The 16,578-nt window shown below is 68.7% G+C and carries 18 protein-coding genes; 17 read left to right on the top strand and 1 reads right to left on the bottom strand.

The window, feature by feature from the left end; all coding sequences use genetic code 11:
* Window positions 1-31 precede the first annotated feature (31 nt).
* The 17 genes from EV141_RS03485 to EV141_RS03405 all read left to right on the top strand — a co-directional run bounded on the left by EV141_RS03485 (window position 32) and on the right by EV141_RS03405 (window position 15,724).
* Entirely contained in the window at window positions 32-1,210 is a 1,179-nt protein-coding gene (locus EV141_RS03485) for a hypothetical protein (protein WP_130484555.1), read from the top strand.
* Window positions 1,189-1,731, top strand: coding sequence for a hypothetical protein (locus tag EV141_RS03480; RefSeq protein ID WP_130484554.1), 543 nt, complete (start codon window positions 1,189-1,191; stop codon window positions 1,729-1,731). Before EV141_RS03485 ends, EV141_RS03480 begins: the two co-directional genes overlap by 22 nt.
* Window positions 1,728-2,324 carry a hypothetical protein gene (locus EV141_RS03475; protein ID WP_130484553.1) on the top strand — a complete coding sequence of 199 codons (597 nt, stop codon included), beginning with the start codon at window positions 1,728-1,730 and terminating at the stop codon, window positions 2,322-2,324. The genes EV141_RS03480 and EV141_RS03475 overlap by 4 nt, the downstream gene beginning before the upstream one ends.
* Window positions 2,321-2,929: a hypothetical protein gene (locus EV141_RS03470; protein ID WP_130484552.1), complete on the top strand. Its 609-nt coding sequence runs from the start codon at window positions 2,321-2,323 to the stop codon at window positions 2,927-2,929. The genes EV141_RS03475 and EV141_RS03470 overlap by 4 nt, the downstream gene beginning before the upstream one ends.
* 6 nt (window positions 2,930-2,935) lie before the next feature.
* Window positions 2,936-3,244, top strand: coding sequence for a hypothetical protein (locus EV141_RS03465; protein ID WP_130484551.1), 309 nt, complete (start codon window positions 2,936-2,938; stop codon window positions 3,242-3,244).
* Window positions 3,241-4,905, top strand: a complete 1,665-nt coding sequence (locus EV141_RS03460; protein WP_130484550.1) for a hypothetical protein — start codon at window positions 3,241-3,243, stop codon at window positions 4,903-4,905. The genes EV141_RS03465 and EV141_RS03460 overlap by 4 nt, the downstream gene beginning before the upstream one ends.
* Entirely contained in the window at window positions 4,902-5,375 is a 474-nt protein-coding gene (locus EV141_RS03455) for a hypothetical protein (protein ID WP_130484549.1), read from the top strand. Before EV141_RS03460 ends, EV141_RS03455 begins: the two co-directional genes overlap by 4 nt.
* Window positions 5,372-6,037: a hypothetical protein gene (locus EV141_RS03450; protein ID WP_130484548.1), complete on the top strand. Its 666-nt coding sequence runs from the start codon at window positions 5,372-5,374 to the stop codon at window positions 6,035-6,037. Before EV141_RS03455 ends, EV141_RS03450 begins: the two co-directional genes overlap by 4 nt.
* A gap of 68 nt (window positions 6,038-6,105) precedes the next feature.
* The gene (locus tag EV141_RS03445; RefSeq protein ID WP_130484547.1) at window positions 6,106-6,597 is read left to right on the top strand and encodes an FHA domain-containing protein; all 492 of its coding nucleotides are present in this window, start codon (window positions 6,106-6,108) and stop codon (window positions 6,595-6,597) included.
* A 179-nt stretch (window positions 6,598-6,776) separates the two neighbouring features.
* Window positions 6,777-8,237 carry a 3-isopropylmalate dehydratase large subunit gene (gene leuC, locus EV141_RS03440; protein WP_130484546.1) on the top strand — a complete coding sequence of 487 codons (1,461 nt, stop codon included), beginning with the start codon at window positions 6,777-6,779 and terminating at the stop codon, window positions 8,235-8,237.
* A complete protein-coding gene (gene leuD / locus EV141_RS03435; RefSeq protein ID WP_130484545.1) occupies window positions 8,237-8,833 on the top strand; it encodes a 3-isopropylmalate dehydratase small subunit in 597 nt (198 codons plus the stop codon). The genes leuC and leuD overlap by 1 nt, the downstream gene beginning before the upstream one ends.
* 22 nt (window positions 8,834-8,855) lie before the next feature.
* Window positions 8,856-10,232: a UDP-N-acetylglucosamine 1-carboxyvinyltransferase gene (gene murA / locus EV141_RS03430; protein ID WP_130484544.1), complete on the top strand. Its 1,377-nt coding sequence runs from the start codon at window positions 8,856-8,858 to the stop codon at window positions 10,230-10,232.
* A gap of 85 nt (window positions 10,233-10,317) precedes the next feature.
* A complete protein-coding gene (locus tag EV141_RS03425; RefSeq protein ID WP_241968987.1) occupies window positions 10,318-11,088 on the top strand; it encodes a lysophospholipid acyltransferase family protein in 771 nt (256 codons plus the stop codon).
* A gap of 58 nt (window positions 11,089-11,146) precedes the next feature.
* Window positions 11,147-12,169, top strand: a complete 1,023-nt coding sequence (locus EV141_RS03420) for an NAD(P)H-dependent glycerol-3-phosphate dehydrogenase (RefSeq protein WP_130484859.1) — start codon at window positions 11,147-11,149, stop codon at window positions 12,167-12,169.
* A 51-nt stretch (window positions 12,170-12,220) separates the two neighbouring features.
* The gene (locus tag EV141_RS03415) at window positions 12,221-12,964 is read left to right on the top strand and encodes an alpha/beta fold hydrolase (RefSeq protein WP_130484542.1); all 744 of its coding nucleotides are present in this window, start codon (window positions 12,221-12,223) and stop codon (window positions 12,962-12,964) included.
* Window positions 12,961-14,523 carry a Mur ligase family protein gene (locus EV141_RS03410; RefSeq protein WP_130484541.1) on the top strand — a complete coding sequence of 521 codons (1,563 nt, stop codon included), beginning with the start codon at window positions 12,961-12,963 and terminating at the stop codon, window positions 14,521-14,523. The genes EV141_RS03415 and EV141_RS03410 overlap by 4 nt, the downstream gene beginning before the upstream one ends.
* 37 nt (window positions 14,524-14,560) lie before the next feature.
* Window positions 14,561-15,724 carry a D-alanine--D-alanine ligase family protein gene (locus tag EV141_RS03405; RefSeq protein ID WP_130484540.1) on the top strand — a complete coding sequence of 388 codons (1,164 nt, stop codon included), beginning with the start codon at window positions 14,561-14,563 and terminating at the stop codon, window positions 15,722-15,724.
* A 264-nt stretch (window positions 15,725-15,988) separates the two neighbouring features.
* Here EV141_RS03405 and EV141_RS03400 read toward each other — a convergent pair whose 3' ends face one another.
* Window positions 15,989-16,534, bottom strand: a complete 546-nt coding sequence (locus tag EV141_RS03400) for a DUF3515 family protein (RefSeq protein WP_130484539.1) — start codon at window positions 16,532-16,534, stop codon at window positions 15,989-15,991.
* Window positions 16,535-16,578: the final 44 nt, after the last annotated feature.

The following is a 16,578-nucleotide window of genomic DNA, read 5'->3' as shown; positions in this document are numbered from 1 at the left end:
CACGGACCCCGTGCCCGGAGACTGGGCTGAGGTGAGCCGCGCCTCCGGTCGCTACGCGGCCGTTGCCGCAGCGATCGCGCGGGCGGAAGTTGACTTGACGAATGCGTTCGACGGCGATGACATGCGGGGCGAAGCGATTGACGCCATGCGTGAGGTGGCGGTGGAGGTTGCCGAGCGCATCGGCCGTGCAGCACAGCGATACGACGGAGTGGCCGATGCCCTTCGTGGCTACGTTGAGCCACTTCGCTCTGCGCAGTCCGAATCGCTCACCCTGCTGCAGCGTGCGCTGGAGTCGCGCGAGTCCGCGGCGAATTCCGATCAGCAAACGCGGTACTGGCAGGACGAGCATCAACGCCGGGCCATGATGGGCGAGCCTGACGCAGACGAGGCGCTCCGGCAGTGGCAGGTGTGGAACAGCCGCGCCACCGAGGCACACGGTGACATTTCGTCGGCCATCCAGGCACTGAACGGGATCATCGAAGCGCGAGATCAGGCGGCTGAGTATGCGGCGGGGCGCATCGAGGAGGTCGAAAACACCGGCAACATCAACGATGACTTCTGGGACAAGGTTGATCAATTTCTGACCGATAACCCGTGGATCGACACCGTTATCGAGATCGCGGGTTATGTCGCAGCCGCCCTGGCGGTGATCGCTCTATTCGTTCCCGGGCTCAACCTGGTCGTGCTTGCCGTGAGCGTTGTCGTTGCTGCTGCGGTTATCGCGAACGCCTGGGCGAAGGCGGGTACTGGGCGAAGTTCGGTTCTTGAGGCGATCGTGACGACAGCGCTCGCCATCATTCCCTTCGGGGTTGGAAAAGTCCTCGGCAACGTGGCGGCAGCCTCGCGCGGTGCGGTGACGACTACGGCGACGAACGCGATCATGGGGAGCGCGGCTGGTTCGGGCATCTCAGGCATCACTCGGCCAATCGCGAGCAACGTCATAACGCAATTCATGACGCGAAACCCAGGAGGGGCGTTCGCCACGACGAGTTTTGGTGAGTTGCTGAACGTCGCCGCGCTTGCAAAGACCCCCATCCTTCTGTCGGGGAACACGTCGGCGGCCGTTGCGGCAACGATGCCGCGGGCTGTGTCGACATTTGCCGCTGATTTTGGCTACCAAGCTTTCGGCGGGATGGCGGATGACCTGATCACCGATCTCGTCGTGCCCGATGACGCTGGAGTGAATTCGTGGCAGAACGCGGACTGGTGATGCACGACGACGAGGTTGTCGGGCGACGCGCGGCCTATGTAACGCTCGGCCTCGCTTTGTTTGTCGTGGTCGCTCTTCTCTTGCTTGCGGCGAACCTCGCGATACTCCTGGTGACGGGTGCACAGCCCAACGAGCTTGAGACTGCGCGTCAGACCGCGTGGCTTCAATGGCGTGGGCGATTCCCGATCGAGGTTCCCTGGTGGCTGTTCCTCGTGGCCGCGGCCGGATGGATCGTTGTATTGCGCATGGTGTGGCGCCCCGAACGCCATTACGTGCGCAGGGTCGGGCCGATCTTTTTGCTAGCCGGGGCCTCCATCGTCGCGCTGTTGTCGGGCGTGACCGCCGTCGTCGGGGGGACGTGGGCGCGCTGGTACTTCCGAGACGGGTGGGAGTTGTACCTCATTCCCGTTGTCCTGCTTGTGATCGTGGCTGTCGTCGCTGGGACTCGCGCAGTTCAGCTCAACCGCGGGCGCCCCACTGGCCGAGCGCGTGCCCGCGGCGTGCGAGCGGGGGACTCGTGATCTCCGACACCGCGGCGCCCTACACGATCTTGCTGCCGCCCGGTTGGGTGCGAATGCGGGTGGATGAGTCGATTCAGGAACGCTTCGATGCGTTGATCGACGATGTCGCACGTCGTGCACCGAAAGATCGACAAACACCGCTGCGCTCTCTGCTGGGGCGGACCGCACAGCATGCAATCGACACAGCCCGCGACCGCGGTGCGCTCGATGTCATCGTCTCGCTCGCGAGCGTCGACGATCTCCCCATCCCGGTGTCGATCGCTACCTTTTCCGTGCCACCTCCCGCTTCCGACGGCCGCTCGCCGTTAGAAATGTTGGTAGGGCTCGCGAATGCGGGCTCTCGAGCTATCGAGATCGATGGACTCGCGGCAATCCGGCGCTCCGTCGATGTGCCGGCGACGGACGATGCCCCCGCTTACCGGACCGTGTCGTATGTGTGCCATGTTCCCTGGCTCGAGGAGTGGCTGTTGTTCGGTGCCAGCATCCTGACGAGCGATGAGCCGGGATTCGACGAGGTGTTGAACGCGCTCGAGTCTCTCATCGACGCCATGATGTCCACCGTTCGCTTCCGTCGAGAGGAGGGGGACGCGTGAGTTTCTTCATTCGGCATCCGGACGAGTGGATCGGCGTACCCGAACGGTGGCCGTTTCCCGCAGCGCACGGTGGCGAGTACGCCACCGTCGATGAGTGGCTGACCGCGCTTGTTGATGAGCTCACTCTTCTCCACGATTTCGCGCCCGAGGTGCGAGCGCGGGTGCATGAACTCCTGGCGATGGCCGCGCAGCGCGGCCAGAGCGCGCGCTCCCGAGTATTCGTGGCCTTCGAGGCGTGGGACGGACCGGCGTACATCGTCGAGGCCGTCGCGTACGAACGCTCACGTATGGGGGCCGGGTCACTCGCCGACGCGGCTGGTGCCGATGATCCGACGCAATTGGGGGCACCGTACTCCGCTGACTTCACGACGGAAGACGGCACGGTTGGTGCGGTCTGCGTCCGCTACTTGCCGCTCAACGATCACGGGGTCGTGTACGGCAGGGTTGACTACGCGTTTGCTGATGACGACGAGCTGTTGATCCTGAGCGGAGGCGAGATCGACCTCGTTGATTTCGAGAAGCTCAAGCCCCGCATTGAGAGGCTCGCCGCCACGGTGTCTGCGAGTCCTGCCTCGGTGAGCGCCCGGTCGAGAGATGGGCTGTAAAGCGTGATGAGCGACCTGCGCCTCGATTTCGAGCGACTGGCGGATGCACGTGACCGCCTCGCGAGCGTCATTACGGAATTCGAGGGCGCGCGCAGCATCCACGCCGGACTTCCCGAGGCGACCGGGCACTACCGCCTGCAGTTCGCGGTCGCTGACTTTCGCGACGCGTGGAGCGTGCGCCGCGAACAACTGACGGACGAGATCGCCGCCGTCAGGGAGGCGGTGGTCGCTATTCACGACACGTTCCAGGCGCTCGACGCGGAACTGGCGCAGCGGGTCACCGCGTTCACGTCGACCGAGGAGTCGGCCCAGTGAGCACGCTGCTGATCGCTCCGATGGGTGATGCGGCAGCCGTCAGCGCCGGCGCCGACGACCTCGCGCGCATCGCCGAGACCCTGCGCGCACTGTCGGTAACCCTCGACCAGATCGCCGACGTCGGCGAGACGGCGGGCGACTCGGTCGACGCCATCCGCTCGCGCACGGTCGATGCCACGAGCGGCCTCCGCGACGCGCACGAGCGCTACGAGGCGGCGGCCGGGGCGCTCACGGACTACGCCGTCGAGCTCGCCGACGTTCAGCGTCGGTACGACGACGCGCAGGCAGATATCGACACGGCAGAGACCGAGATTCGCCGTCTCGAGTACGAGCTGGGCGACATTCGCCGTGAGTCGATGATGCTTGCGGTGAGCCTGCCCGACCCCGCCGAGGTGGCCGATCGCCAGCAGCGCATCCAGTGGCTCGGTACGCAGCTGAGCGAGGCCCGTGCGGTGCGTGATGCCGCACTCGCTCGCGCTCGCGCCGCCGTCGATGACTGGGACGACGCGGCGACCCGCGCGGCTGATCGCATCCGACCCGCGCTCGGCACGCTCAATGATTCGGTGCTCGATCGGGTCGGCGCTGCGCTCAGTGACCTCGGCGCGTTCATCGCCGCGGTCGCGCAGTGGGTCGAGGATTTCCTCGTCACCGTTCTCGACGGGCTGATCCTCATCGCGGTCGCCGTGACGGCAATCGTCGTCGCGGTCGGGTTCCTTCTCGCGGCCTTCCCCGTGTACGCCGTCCTGCTCGCCGACGGGGTGCTGACCCTCGACGAGATCGCCGAGCAGCTCGTGAGCGTTCTCCTCGTCGCCATCCCGGTTCTCGTCCCCGCCCTCTGGCTTATGCTCGCGCGCGAAGCGAACGCGCCGACGCCGCGCGTGCGCCCGCAACAGGAGTACCTCGGTGGTCGGCTGGAAACGCGCGGCGGCCGATCCGACTACGGTGCCCTGTTCTCCCGCAACGGCGAGGTGGATCGTGCCGGTGGCGCGCACTCGACCGTTGTCGAGATCGTGCGGGTGCTCGATGTGGACGGTTCTCCGGCCGTCGACGAGAACGGAAACCCTGTTTGGCGCGTCACGCTGCCGAGCACACAGGATTGGCAGATCCCGGGCGGGGATGCGGGGGCTGTCAACGACCTGGGGTCGAACCTCGCACTGATTCTCACGCCCGACCAGCGTGCCGCGTACGAGCGCGCCGTCATCGAGGCGATGCACCAGGCCGGCATCGGGCCGAATGATGCCGTCATGCTCGCTGGGTGGAGTCAGGGCGGCATTCTTGCCGGGGCGCTCGCGTCCGACCCCACCCTCCCGTTCGACATCCGCGCGATCGCGGTCGCGGGCTCACCGATCCATCACATGCCGATCCCGTCCGACGTGTCGGTCATCGCGCTCCAACACGACGGCGATCATGTGCCGCGGCTCGACGGGGTCCCCCCGAGGCAAGACCCAGATTGGGTGACCGTGGGCGTGCAGAGCGGCACCTCGCACTACCCGCACGGTTCCGAGTTCTACGCCGACTCGGCCGACCGCTTCACGGATCCCGCCATCACGGCGGAGTACCCCGACCTTGCGCGCGTGATCGACCGTCAGTCCCTGTTCTTTTCCGAACTCGAGCTCGCCTACCGGTATGAGTTCGCCGAGGCAGAAACGGCCATCCCATGACCTCCCGCCCTCGACACGTCGCCGCGCTCGTGGCCGCAATCGCGGCACCCGCCCTGCTCGCCGGCTGCACGGCGCACCCCGACGAGGTGTGGAGCGAGGTGCGAACGGCCGTGGTGGCCGCCGACCCGGCGATCGAAGATGCCTACGTGACCGGCGCGACGGGCCCCGCGGGCGTCGACATTCGGGCGCGCGTCTACGTGACGGACACGGACGAGGAGACCATTGAGCGGGTCATCGATGCCGCGCTTACCGCGATGATCGCCGGCTCGCCCGACCGCCCGCCGAGCCTCGGGCTCGATCTCGCCCTCGCGCCCATGCCCTCTGACCCGAACCTCGCCGCGCAACCCCTCGACATCACCGACGTCGTGACCGAGATGCAGTTGTTCGACCGGTACAGCAACGGCGTGATCAGCGCATCCATCGACTACATGGAGGAGCGCTACGGCCGCTGGGAGGACCTGCGCCCGTGATCTCCGCCACAGCAGGCGTCACCACCCCACAACCCGAGACCTTCGCCCTCCCGACGCTGCGCTTTCGACTGCCGGGCGACTGGTGGGCCGTGTCGCTGCGCGATCGGGATGCGGCGCTCGCCTCCGCGAAGCGCCTCGTGCGTCACCGCGTGGGCACGCAGGACGATCGGGCGGCGTTGCGCGCGCGCCTCGTCCGGGACTTCGGTCTCGCGATCGACGAGGCCATCACCGGCGGAGGGCAGCAGCTCCTCATTGCCATCCAGATCGTCGAGACGGTGCCGCTGCCGATCACGATCGCCGTGTACCTGCCCGACCTCGACCTCGTCCCCGCGATCGGCACGCGCGCCGAGGCCGTACTCGACGTGCTTGAGCAGGGGTTGGATGCACGCGAGGGCTCCGATGCGGACCGCACGCGTGTCGACGCGGCGGGCGCTCCCGCGATTCGTGAGCACCGCATCCGCGTCGTTGAGGCGGGCGCCGACAGCGACCGCGGCACAATCGAGACGCTTGTCGCCGACTACTGGCTACCGGTTCCCGCCCGTAAGCGCGTCGTGCTCGTGAGCGTCTCCACCCCCTTCGCGCAGCTGCAGGAGGCGATGCTGCAGTTCTTCGACGCGATCCTGCGCGCGAGCTACTGGCAGTCCGCCGAGGGTCACGGCTGACCTGACCCCGCGGCGGTGCCGTCCACTAGCATCGGCCCTGGCCGACAGCTGGGGGAGGGGTGCGCATCGTGGGTGACGACGAGGACGACGGCTTCATTGGGCTGCCGCCCGGCATGGTCGACTCGGGCACCTTCCGCACCCCGGCCCGCACCGAGCGGCCGCGCGCCGAGAAGCCCGACGTTGTCTTCGTGCCGACCGTTCCTGGCATGCCCGTCGAGGCGCCAGCAGCAGAACAGCAGTGGGTGCTGACCCTGCCCGATGGGTCGGCCGAGACGGTGACCGGCGCCGTCGTCATCGGGCGCAACCCGGAGGCGCCGACACACTGGCCGAACGCCCGCCCGCTCGCCGTCGCCGACACCACAAAGTCGGTGTCGAAGACCCACGCACTCATCGAGCTCGACGGGTCGGGACTGTGGGTGCACGACCTCGACTCGACGAACGGCGTCTGGGTTGTCGTGGGGGAGGACGCCACCGATGTCGCCCCCGGTCGCCGCGCGGGGGTGCCTGTTGGCGCATCCATCGAGCTCGGCGATTACGTCATCCGCGTCGACCGTCGCTGACGTCCGCACCGAAAACCGGCTAAGCCGCGAGTGATATCGTCGACCCGTGCAACTCGACCGGCTCCTTCTCCTTCGTCGCCGCGACGAGGCCTAGTCACGCACCGGCCTCCCTCGTCGCGGAGTCCGTCGATGACCGACAGTCGGCCGATACGTCACTACGCAGAAGGAACCGAAAACGCATGAGCGGAAAGACTCTCGCCGAGAAGGTCTGGGAATCGCACCTCGTCGCCAAGGGTGAGAACGGCGAGCCCGACCTGCTGTACATCGACCTGCACCTCGTTCACGAGGTCACGAGCCCCCAGGCCTTCGACGGCTTGCGCATGGCCGGTCGCCCCGTCCGTCGCCCCGATCTGACGATCGCGACGGAAGACCACAACACTCCGACCCTCGAGATCCACAAGCCGATCGCCGAGCCGACCAGCCGCATCCAGATCGAGACGCTGCGGAAGAACGCCGCAGAGTTCGGCATTCGCCTGCACTCGCTGGGCGACGTCGAGCAGGGCATCGTGCACGTCGTCGGCCCGCAGCTCGGCCTCACCATGCCGGGCATCACCGTGGTGTGCGGCGACTCGCACACCTCGACGCACGGCGCGTTCGGCGCCCTCGCGATGGGTATCGGCACGAGCGAGGTCGAGCACGTGCTCGCCACACAGACGCTGCCGCTGAAGCCGTTCAAAACAATGGCGATCACGGTCGAGGGTGAGCTGAAGCCGGGCGTCACCGCCAAAGACATCATCCTCGCGGTCATCGCCAAGATCGGCACCGGTGGCGGCCAGGGCTACGTGCTCGAATACCGCGGCAGCGCCATCCGATCGCTCTCGATGGATGGCCGCATGACGATCTGCAACATGTCGATCGAGGCGGGTGCGCGGGCCGGCATGGTCGCCCCCGATGAGACGACCTATGCCTACCTGAACGGGCGCCCGCACGCGCCGACCGGCGCCGACTGGGATGCCGCCGTCGCCCACTGGGAGACGCTGAAGACCGACGATGACGCCGTCTTCGACGCCGAGGTATTCCTCGACGCGAACGAGCTCGAGCCGTTCGTCACCTGGGGCACGAACCCCGGCCAGGGCGTCTCGCTCAGCCAGACCGTGCCAGACCCCACAACGATCATCGATGCCAATGAGCGTGCCGCTGCCGAGCGTGCGCTCGAATACATGGACCTCCCGGCGGGCACGCCCATGAAGGAGATCGCGGTCGATGCGGTTTTCATGGGGTCGTGCACGAACAGCCGCCTCGACGACCTGCGCGCGTTCGCCTCAATCATCAAGGGCCAGAAGAAGGCCGACGGCGTGCGCGTCATGGTCGTGCCGGGCTCGGCGCGCGTGCGCCTCGAGGCCGAGGCCGAGGGCCTGCACCAGATCATCGAAGAGTTCGGCGCCGAGTGGCGCTTCGCCGGCTGCTCGATGTGCCTCGGCATGAATCCCGACCAGCTGGCGCCGGGCGAACGTTGCGCCTCGACCAGCAACCGCAATTTCGAGGGCCGCCAGGGCAAGGGCGGGCGCACGCACCTCGTGTCGCCGCTGGTCGCCGCCGCGACCGCCATTCGCGGCACGCTGTCGAGCCCCGCCGACCTCATCGCCATGGGCATCGAGGTCGACCCGGCCTACACCGGCATCGAGGGAGTGAGCGCGTAATGGAGAAGATCACGCAGGTCACCGGCGTCGCCGTGCCGTTTCGGCGCTCCAACGTCGACACCGACCAGATCATCCCCGCCGTGTACCTGAAGCGGGTCACGAAGACGGGCTACGACGACGGGCTGTTCTCGTCCTGGCGACAAGACCCGGATTTCATCCTGAACCAGCCTGCGTACCAGAACCCGCGCATCCTCATTGCCGGTTCCGACTTCGGCACCGGCTCGAGTCGCGAACACGCGGTGTGGGCGCTGCGTGACTTCGGGTTCCGCGCGGTCATCAGCCCCAAGTTCGCCGACATCTTTCGCGGCAACGCGGGCAAACAGGGCCTGTTGACCGGTGTCGTTGACGAAGAGACCGTCGAGCGGCTGTGGCAAGCGCTGGAGGCCGAGCCCGGCATGGAGGCGACGGTCGACCTGGTTGCCCGCACCGTCACGGTCGGGAATGTGACCGTCGAGTTCGAGATTGATGACTACACCCGGTGGCGCTTGCTGGAGGGGCTCGATGACATCGGGCTGACCCTTCGCGACGAGCAGGCGATCACCGACTTCGAAGGGCGCCGCGAAGCCTGGCGCCCGACCACCCTTCCCGCCCGGTAACCCCGGGCCAGAAACGAGCTGCATGACCTCCCTCGATCAGGACTCCCAGAAGTCGGCCGCCCGCGTCGGGCTCACGAGCGATACGTTGCGCATCCACGGCGGAAAGCCGCTGCGCGGCCGCATCGAAGTGCGCGGCGCGAAGAACCTCGTCACCAAGGCGATGGTCGCCGCGCTGCTGGGCGACAGCCCCAGCACGCTGAAGGGTGTTCCCGAGATCAGCGACGTGCACGTCGTCAAGGGTCTGCTCGAAGCGCACGGTGTGCGCGTCGACGCCTCCGAGCCGGGCGTTCTGCAGCTCGACCCGACCAACGTCGTGAGTGCGCACTTCGCCGAGATCAACGCGCACGCCGGCTCCAGCCGCATCCCGATCCTGTTCTGCGGGCCGCTGCTGCACCAGCTGGGCGAGGCCTTCATTCCCGACCTCGGCGGCTGCAAGATCGGCGACCGGCCGATCGACTTCCACCTCGACGCGCTGCGCGCCCTGGGCGCGACGGTCGAGAAGCTCGACGACGGCATCCACCTCACCGCCCCCAACGGACTCACGGGCGCGCACATCGAATTGCCCTTCCCGAGCGTCGGCGCGACCGAGCAGGTGCTGCTGTCGGCGGTGCGGGCGCGCGGCACGACCGAGCTGAAGAACGCCGCGATCGAGCCCGAGATCATGGACCTCATCGCGATTCTGCAGAAGATGGGCGCGATCATCTCGGTCGAGCCGAACCGCGTCATCGTGATCGAGGGCGTCGAGAAGCTGCGCGGCTACCTGCACACCGCGATCTTTGACCGCAATGAGGCCGCGAGCTGGGCCGCAGCCGCTCTCGCGACCGGCGGTGACATCACCGTCGGCGGCGCCGAGCAGCAAGAGCTGATGACGTTCTTGAACGTCTACCGCAAGGTCGGGGGCGAGTTCGATGTGCTGGAGGACGGCATCCGCTTCTGGCACCCCGGTGGGCCCCTCGCGCCCGTGCAGATCGAGACGGATGTGCACCCCGGCTTCATGACCGATTGGCAGCAGCCGATGGTGGTCGCGCTGACGCAGGCCGACGGCGTGTCGGTCGTGCACGAGACGGTGTACGAGAACCGTTTCGGCTTCACCGACGCGCTCAACGAGATGGGCGCCCACATCGTCGTGCACAAGGACGGCATCGCGTCGATCACCCGCCGCGTGCCGCGCCGCAAGCTCGAGCAGGCCGCAGTCGTGACTGGCCCGACTCCGCTGCACGCCGCCGACGTGCGGGTTCCCGACCTGCGGGGCGGCTTCAGCCACCTCATTGCGGCGCTCGCCGCCGACGGAAGCTCCACGATCTCGAACGTGGGCATCATCGCGCGCGGCTACGAGCTCTTCCTCGACAAGCTGGCGCAGCTGGGGGCCGAATACGAGGTCGTCGCGCCGAGCGCGTGATCGCGCCCCGCGCATCCGCAGATCGATTCGGATGCGCGGGGAGCCATCGCCCGCCCGGCATGCGTTCGGGTCTAGCCTGTACGCCGTGACGTCCGCACCCACCCCGCTCACCCGCCGACGCCGCGGCCCTGAGCGCACGCCCCTCTGGTGGCTGATCGCCGCCATCCTCATTCCGCCGCTTACCGTCATCGCGCGCTACGACGTGATCGACGGGCACAAGCTGCCGAAGCGCGGGGCGTTCATCCTGTCGCCGAACCACTACAGCGAGATCGACCCGGTGATCATGGGTCGCTTCGTCTGGAAGCTGAAGCGGGTGCCGCGGTTCTTGGCGAAGGCGAGCCTGTTCCGTAACAAATTCCTCGGAGCGGTGCTGCGCGCATCCGGCCAGATTCCCGTCGAGCGCGAGGGTCGCGGCCGCTCCGACGCGCCGCTGAAGGCCGCCCAGCTGCTCGTCGACAATGAGCTTGCCGTCATCATCTACCCCGAGGGCACGCTGACGCGTGACCCCGAGCTGTGGCCCATGCGCGGCAAGTCGGGCGCCGTGCGCATGGCCCTCACCGCCGGTGTGCCGCTGATCCCCGCGGCGCACTGGGGAACCCAGCACGTGATGGGGCGCTACTCGAAGAAGCTCAGCGTCTTCCCGCGCAAACGCATCGTCTGCAAGATCGGTGACCCGATCGACTTGAGCGACCTCGCCGGTCGCCCCCTGGATGCTGCGGTGCTGTCTGAGGGAACCGCGCGTCTCATGGACGCCATCGCGGCGCTCCTCGGCGATCTGCGCGGTGAGGAGCCTCCTGCCGACCGGTGGGATCCGTCGAAGCACGGCCAAGCCGAAACGGGGCGTTTTGAGCACTGATGTGACAGGCTCGTCGCGCGACGAGCATCCGACCCTGACCGAGGCGATCCGCGTGCCGATCCCCGGCCTCGACGACAGCGCCCACCGCATCGCGGTGCTCGGCGCGGGCTCGTGGGGCACCACCTTCGCGAAGGTGCTCGCCGACGGTGGCTCTGACGTGATGCTGTGGGCGAGGCGCCGCGAGGTCGCCCACGAGATCACCGAGTCGCACCGCAACAGCGACTACCTGCCGGGCATCAACCTGCCGCGCACCCTCCGCGCCCACGACTCACTCGAGAAGGTGCTCGACGGTGCCGACCAGGTGTACCTCTCAGTGCCGAGCCAGACGCTGCGCTCGAACCTGCACTCGATTCGCGACATCGTGCCGGCGGGCGTTCCGGTTGTGAGCCTCATGAAGGGCGTCGAGCGCGGCACGGGGCTGCGCATGAGCGAGGTAATTCGCACCGAGCTGGGCATCGACGAGGGGCGCATCGCCGTCGTCAGCGGCCCCAACCTCGCCCTCGAGATCGCGAAGCGTGAGCCCACCGCAGCCGTCGTCTCGAGCATCGACCCCGACACCGCACGGCACGTGGCCGCCGCCGCGAGCAACGACTACTTCAAGTCGTTCGTGAACTCTGACGTCATCGGCACCGAGTTCGGGGGCGTGCTGAAGAACCTCATCGCCGTCGCCGTGGGTATCGCCGACGGGGTCGGCTACGGCGAGAACACCAAGGCGTCGATCATCACCCGGGGGCTCGTCGAGCTCACCCACTTCGCGGTCGCCTTCGGCGCGCGGCCCGAGACGATGAGCGGGCTCGCCGGCCTCGGCGACCTCATTGCCACCTGTGAGTCGCCGCTGTCGCGCAACAACACGGCCGGGCGATTGCTCGGCCAGGGCTACGCCTTCACCGAGGTCATCGCTCAGATGAACCAGACGGCCGAGGGCCTCGCCTCGGTCGGGCCGATCCTTGAGCTTGCCGCCCAGCGCGGGGTCTCGATGCCGATCGTTTCGCAGGTCGCCCAGGTGCTCGACGGCACCCTCGACCCGCGCGAACTCGCGCCGCACCTCGCGACCGACAGCGACGAACCCCAGGGCGAGTAGACGACGGCGCTTGGCCCTCAGACGGGGCACAGCCCGCGTTAGGGTTGGGGAGTGATCACAACTCTCGCCGGCGGCCGCGTCCTGGCCGAGAAGCACGGATCCATCCCCCCTCGGGTCGTCGCCCTGCACGGCTGGGGGCGCGACGGAACCGATTTCGAGACGGTGCTGTCGGGGCTCGATGCGGTGAGCATCCACTTGCCCGGATTCGGGCCGGCGCCCGCACCCGACACCGCCTGGAGCACCGAGCAGTACGCCGAGCTCGTCGCGGAGGCGATCGCCCCGCACGCTCCCGTGACGATCGTCGGGCACTCGTTCGGCGGCCGCGTGGCCGTGCGCCTCGCCGCCCGGCACCCCGAGCTCGTGCGCGGCATGGTCATCACGGGCGCCCCGCTCGTGCGGCTCACGGCGGCCGCGCCGCCACCGCTGAGCTTTCGCGTGGCGAAGTGGGCGAACGCCCGCGGCATTCTGAGCGATCAGCGCATGGAGGCGCTCCGACGTCAGCGCGGCTCCGCCGACTACCGGGCGGCCCAGGGCGTCATGCGCGACGTGCTCGTGACGGCCGTCAGCGAGAACTACGACGACGACTTGGCGGCCATTTCCTGCCCCGTGCGCATGGTGTGGGGCGAGAACGACACGGCGGCGCCCACCGACGCGGGCCGCGTGGCCTCTGAGCGCATCCCGGGCGCGCGTTTTCGCGTCGTGGACGGTGCGGCACACTTGATGACCGGCGACCTCGAACTCGCCGTGCGTGAAGAGCTGCTGACCCTCCTCGACGAACAGGACCGCCCCGCATGATCGACCTCCTGACGTACCCGCCGACGCTCGCGGCGCTCGTCATCGGCCTCATCGCCGCGGTGCCGACCGCCGCCCGCTGGCTGCGCGTTGCCCAGCGCGACCACTACGTGCCGGGTGGGGTCACCCGCATGGCGTGGCTGTGGGTCACGCGCGAGCCCGCCACGGCCGTGCTGCTCGTCATCGCGCTCGCCTTCACGGCTGTCGCCGTGCCGAGTGGCGTGCCACCGCTCGGGCCGTACTGGGCGATCGTCGCGATCGTCGCGCTGGCTTTCACGCCGCTCGGCCTGCCCGTGCGCGGTCGCTCGGCGAAGTTCGCCTTCACCGTGCGCATGAAGCGCCTCACCGTCGCGTGGATCACCCTGCACGTCGCCGCCGTCATCATTCTGGTGGCCCTCTTCGCGGAGGCGGCCGCCATCGCGCCGGCCCTCGTGCTGCTCGCGAGCGCGCCGCTCACCGACCTGGCGCTCGCGATCATGGCGCCGATCGAGAAGGCGCTCAGCAAGAAGTACGTGGTACAGGCACAGAAGCGCCTGCAGCAGGTGAAGCCGCGCATCGTCGCGATCACCGGCTCGTACGGCAAGACGAGCACGAAGAATTACGTGGCGCACCTGGTGAGCGCGACGTATCCGACCGTGGCGAGTCCCGCATCCTTCAATAACCGCCTGGGCCTGTCGCGCGCGGTGAACGACAAGCTGGTGCCGGGCACCGAGATCTTCGTGGCCGAGATGGGCATGGCGGGTGAGGGGCAGATTCGCGAGCTGTGCCAGGCGTTCCCGCCCGACATCGCCGCGATCACCGTCATCGGCGAGGCACACCTCGAGCGGATGCGCACGACCGACGCGATCTTCCGAGAGAAGGCGCAGATCACCGAGAACGCGAAGACGGTCGTGATTCCCATCGATGACCCGCGTCTCGCCGCACACGCCGACGCGTGCGTCGCGCAGGGGAAGACAGTGGTCACGGTCTCGACCGCGGGTGCCGACGCCGACGTCGTGCTGGATGCTGTGGCCGGCACGATCCGCATCGGGCGCGCGACCCAGCCGGTGCCGGTTTCCGTCTCGGGCACGGGCCACGCGGTGAACGTGGCCGTCGCGGCGGGCATTGCCCTCGCCTCGGGTGTTCCGGTGGACACGATCGCGGGCCGCCTCGGCGAGCTGCCCGGTTCGGCCCACCGCGCCGAGGTGCAGACCGCTCCGAGCGGTGCGCGCATCATCGACGACACCTATAACTCGAACCCGGTGGGCGCCCACCGCGCGCTCGAGGGTGCTGCGGCGCTCGCCGCCGAATCGGGTGGCCCGCTCGTCGTGGTCACCCCCGGCATGGTCGAGCTGGGCCCCGTGCAGGCCGAGCGCAATCGCGCGTTTGGCGAGGCGATCAAGCAGGCCGGTGGCGTGCTGTACGCGGTCGGGCGCACGAACCGTGCGGCACTCGTTCGGGGCTTCGGCACCGGCGCCGAGACGGTTGCCCGACGCGAGCAGGCGGTTGCGGCCGCGGTCGCGAAGGCCGGTGACCGGGGCGTTATCCTCTACGAGAACGACCTGCCCGACCACTATCCGTGAGTGTGGGCGGGCTCCCGACTCTCGACGATAGGTGCCCATGACGCAGCACGCTTCGGCTCAGACCCACCCGTGGGCGGTCGTTTTTGGCGGCCCCAGCCCCGAACACGAGATCTCGATCCTCACGGGTCTGCAGGCCGAGCGGGTGCTGACGAGCGCGGGCCAGAAGGTCGTGCCGATCTACTGGTCGCCGACGGGCGAGTGGTTCCGCGTGCCGGACGGGACCGAGGCGAAGGACTACCTCGAGGGGGCGCCGCGCGACTCGCAGCCGCTCGAAGTGCGCCTGTCGGGTGAGCCGGGCCTCTACCGCCGTAAGCGTCTCGGCGCCGAGCGCCTCGAGCTCGACGCCGCGCTGCTCTGCCTGCACGGCGGCGCCGGTGAGGGTGGCGGCGCGGCAGCGCTGTTTTCGTTCCTCGGCGTGCCCGCCACCGGCTCGACGCTGTTCGCCGGCGCCGTCGGCATGGACAAGCTCGCCTTCGGCGGCCTCATGGCGTCGGCGGGCATCCCCTCGCTGCCGCGCGAGGCTGTCTCGACCCTGCGCGAGCCGTCGTTCGCCGGCCCCTACATCGTGAAGCCGCGCTTCGGCGGGTCGTCGATCGGCATCGAGATTGCCGACGACATCGAGGCCGCGTGGGCGCTCGCCGCCTCGAGCGTGCACCTGCGCACCGGCGCCGTGCTCGAGCCGTACCGCCCTGAGCTGGTCGACCTGAACATCAGCTTCCGTACGCACCCCGAGCTCGAGATCACCGAGCTCGAGAAGCCCCTGCGCGGCGAGGGCGGTAGCGCCCTCTACTCGTACGCCGAGAAGTACCTGGCCGGCGGTGCCGGCTCAGACGCGGGGCTGACGAACGCCCCGCGCGAGTTCCCCGCGAAGGTGGATGCGCGCATCCACGAGGCGGCCCGCGATCTGGCGGCTCGCGTCGCCGACGTCACGCGCCTGACCGGCGTCGTGCGCGTCGACCTGCTGCTCGACGAGGCGAGCGGCGAGCTGTTCGTCAACGAGGTGAACTCGATCCCCGGCGCCATGTCGCTGTACCTGTGGGCCCCGACTCAGCCGGCCGCGACCGTGCTGCTCGACGCGCTGGTCGAGGCGCGCGACAAGCGCGTCGTGTTCCCGCAGGCGGGCTTCGGCGGGGGAGCGGCCCTGCGCGCCGCGGGCGGCATCGCCGGCAAGCTCGTCGGCCTCGACGGCCCGCGCGCCTAGGGCTCCCCGGCGGCGGCGAGCTGTCGCCCGCGTGCTTCGCTGCGCCGGAACTCCCCAACACCCCGTGTGTGCTTCCACAACAGCGGGGAGCTGACGACTTTTCGACCTTCCGCTGTTGTGGAAGGGGCGCACGCGATGGGGAGCCACCACACAGCCCTCGACCCGACGGTTCACCCGCGGCGCTGAACGGGCGGTTGTGTGCGTCTGGCGCGCGCTGAAAAGCCCGCAACGGGCAACTCGACGAACAGAGTGGGCGTCGTTCTGCTAACCGTTACTGTCGGCTGGTTCACCGACGTCGCCCTCAGCAGGCTCCTGCACCTGCCCGCCGCCGAACACATCGGTCGCGGCCAGGCACTGCTGGGTCGGCTCGATCGCGGCGACGGCCGGCGACAGCTCGCGCAGCACGTCGACGCCCGCGACTCCGGCGAGTTCGGGGTCGACGATGATCTCCGTTACCGGCGACCGCCCGTACGACAAGAACACGAACTGCGGAGCGTTCGACTCGTCGAGCAGCCAGTCGACGCCCTCGACCGTGAAGCACGGCAGGCTCGTCACCCCGATCGGCGGCAGCCCGCAGCGGTAGATCACCGCGGTCGGCTCGCCCCACGCCGCCGTCGCCTGCGCGTTCGTCGTGCGGCGCTCAAGGCCCGCAACGGTGTCGGGCATGCGCACGCTAATCTCGGCGCAGTCGACCTCATTGGCGAGTTCGGCGGGTTCCAGCGCGACCGTGCCCGCGCATCCGGCAAGAACGACGGCGAGGCCCACGGCCGAGGCGGCCGGCAGCAGGCGAGAAAGACGTGACCGAGACATCACCGCTCACGCTACCGCCGCTTCGTCGGTTCGCGCTGTGCGCG

The organism is Microcella putealis, assembly GCF_004216575.1.
Lineage (GTDB): Bacteria > Actinomycetota > Actinomycetes > Actinomycetales > Microbacteriaceae > Microcella > Microcella putealis.
Note: the sequence above shows the minus strand (reverse complement) of the source record. Positions and strands in the feature narration are given on the sequence as shown.

Excerpts from the sequence above, each read along its gene's own strand:
- EV141_RS03465 (WP_130484551.1), top strand. The coding sequence starts at position 2,936 with ATGAGCGACCTGCGCCTCGATTTCGAGCGACTGGCGGATGCACGTGAC.
- leuD (WP_130484545.1), top strand. The coding sequence starts at position 8,237 with ATGGAGAAGATCACGCAGGTCACCGGCGTCGCCGTGCCGTTTCGGCGC.
- EV141_RS03455 (WP_130484549.1), top strand. The coding sequence starts at position 4,902 with ATGACCTCCCGCCCTCGACACGTCGCCGCGCTCGTGGCCGCAATCGCG.
- murA (WP_130484544.1), top strand. The coding sequence starts at position 8,856 with ATGACCTCCCTCGATCAGGACTCCCAGAAGTCGGCCGCCCGCGTCGGG.
- EV141_RS03410 (WP_130484541.1), top strand. The coding sequence starts at position 12,961 with ATGATCGACCTCCTGACGTACCCGCCGACGCTCGCGGCGCTCGTCATC.
- leuC (WP_130484546.1), top strand. The coding sequence starts at position 6,777 with ATGAGCGGAAAGACTCTCGCCGAGAAGGTCTGGGAATCGCACCTCGTC.
- EV141_RS03400 (WP_130484539.1), bottom strand. The coding sequence starts at position 16,534 with ATGTCTCGGTCACGTCTTTCTCGCCTGCTGCCGGCCGCCTCGGCCGTG.
- EV141_RS03405 (WP_130484540.1), top strand. The coding sequence starts at position 14,561 with ATGACGCAGCACGCTTCGGCTCAGACCCACCCGTGGGCGGTCGTTTTT.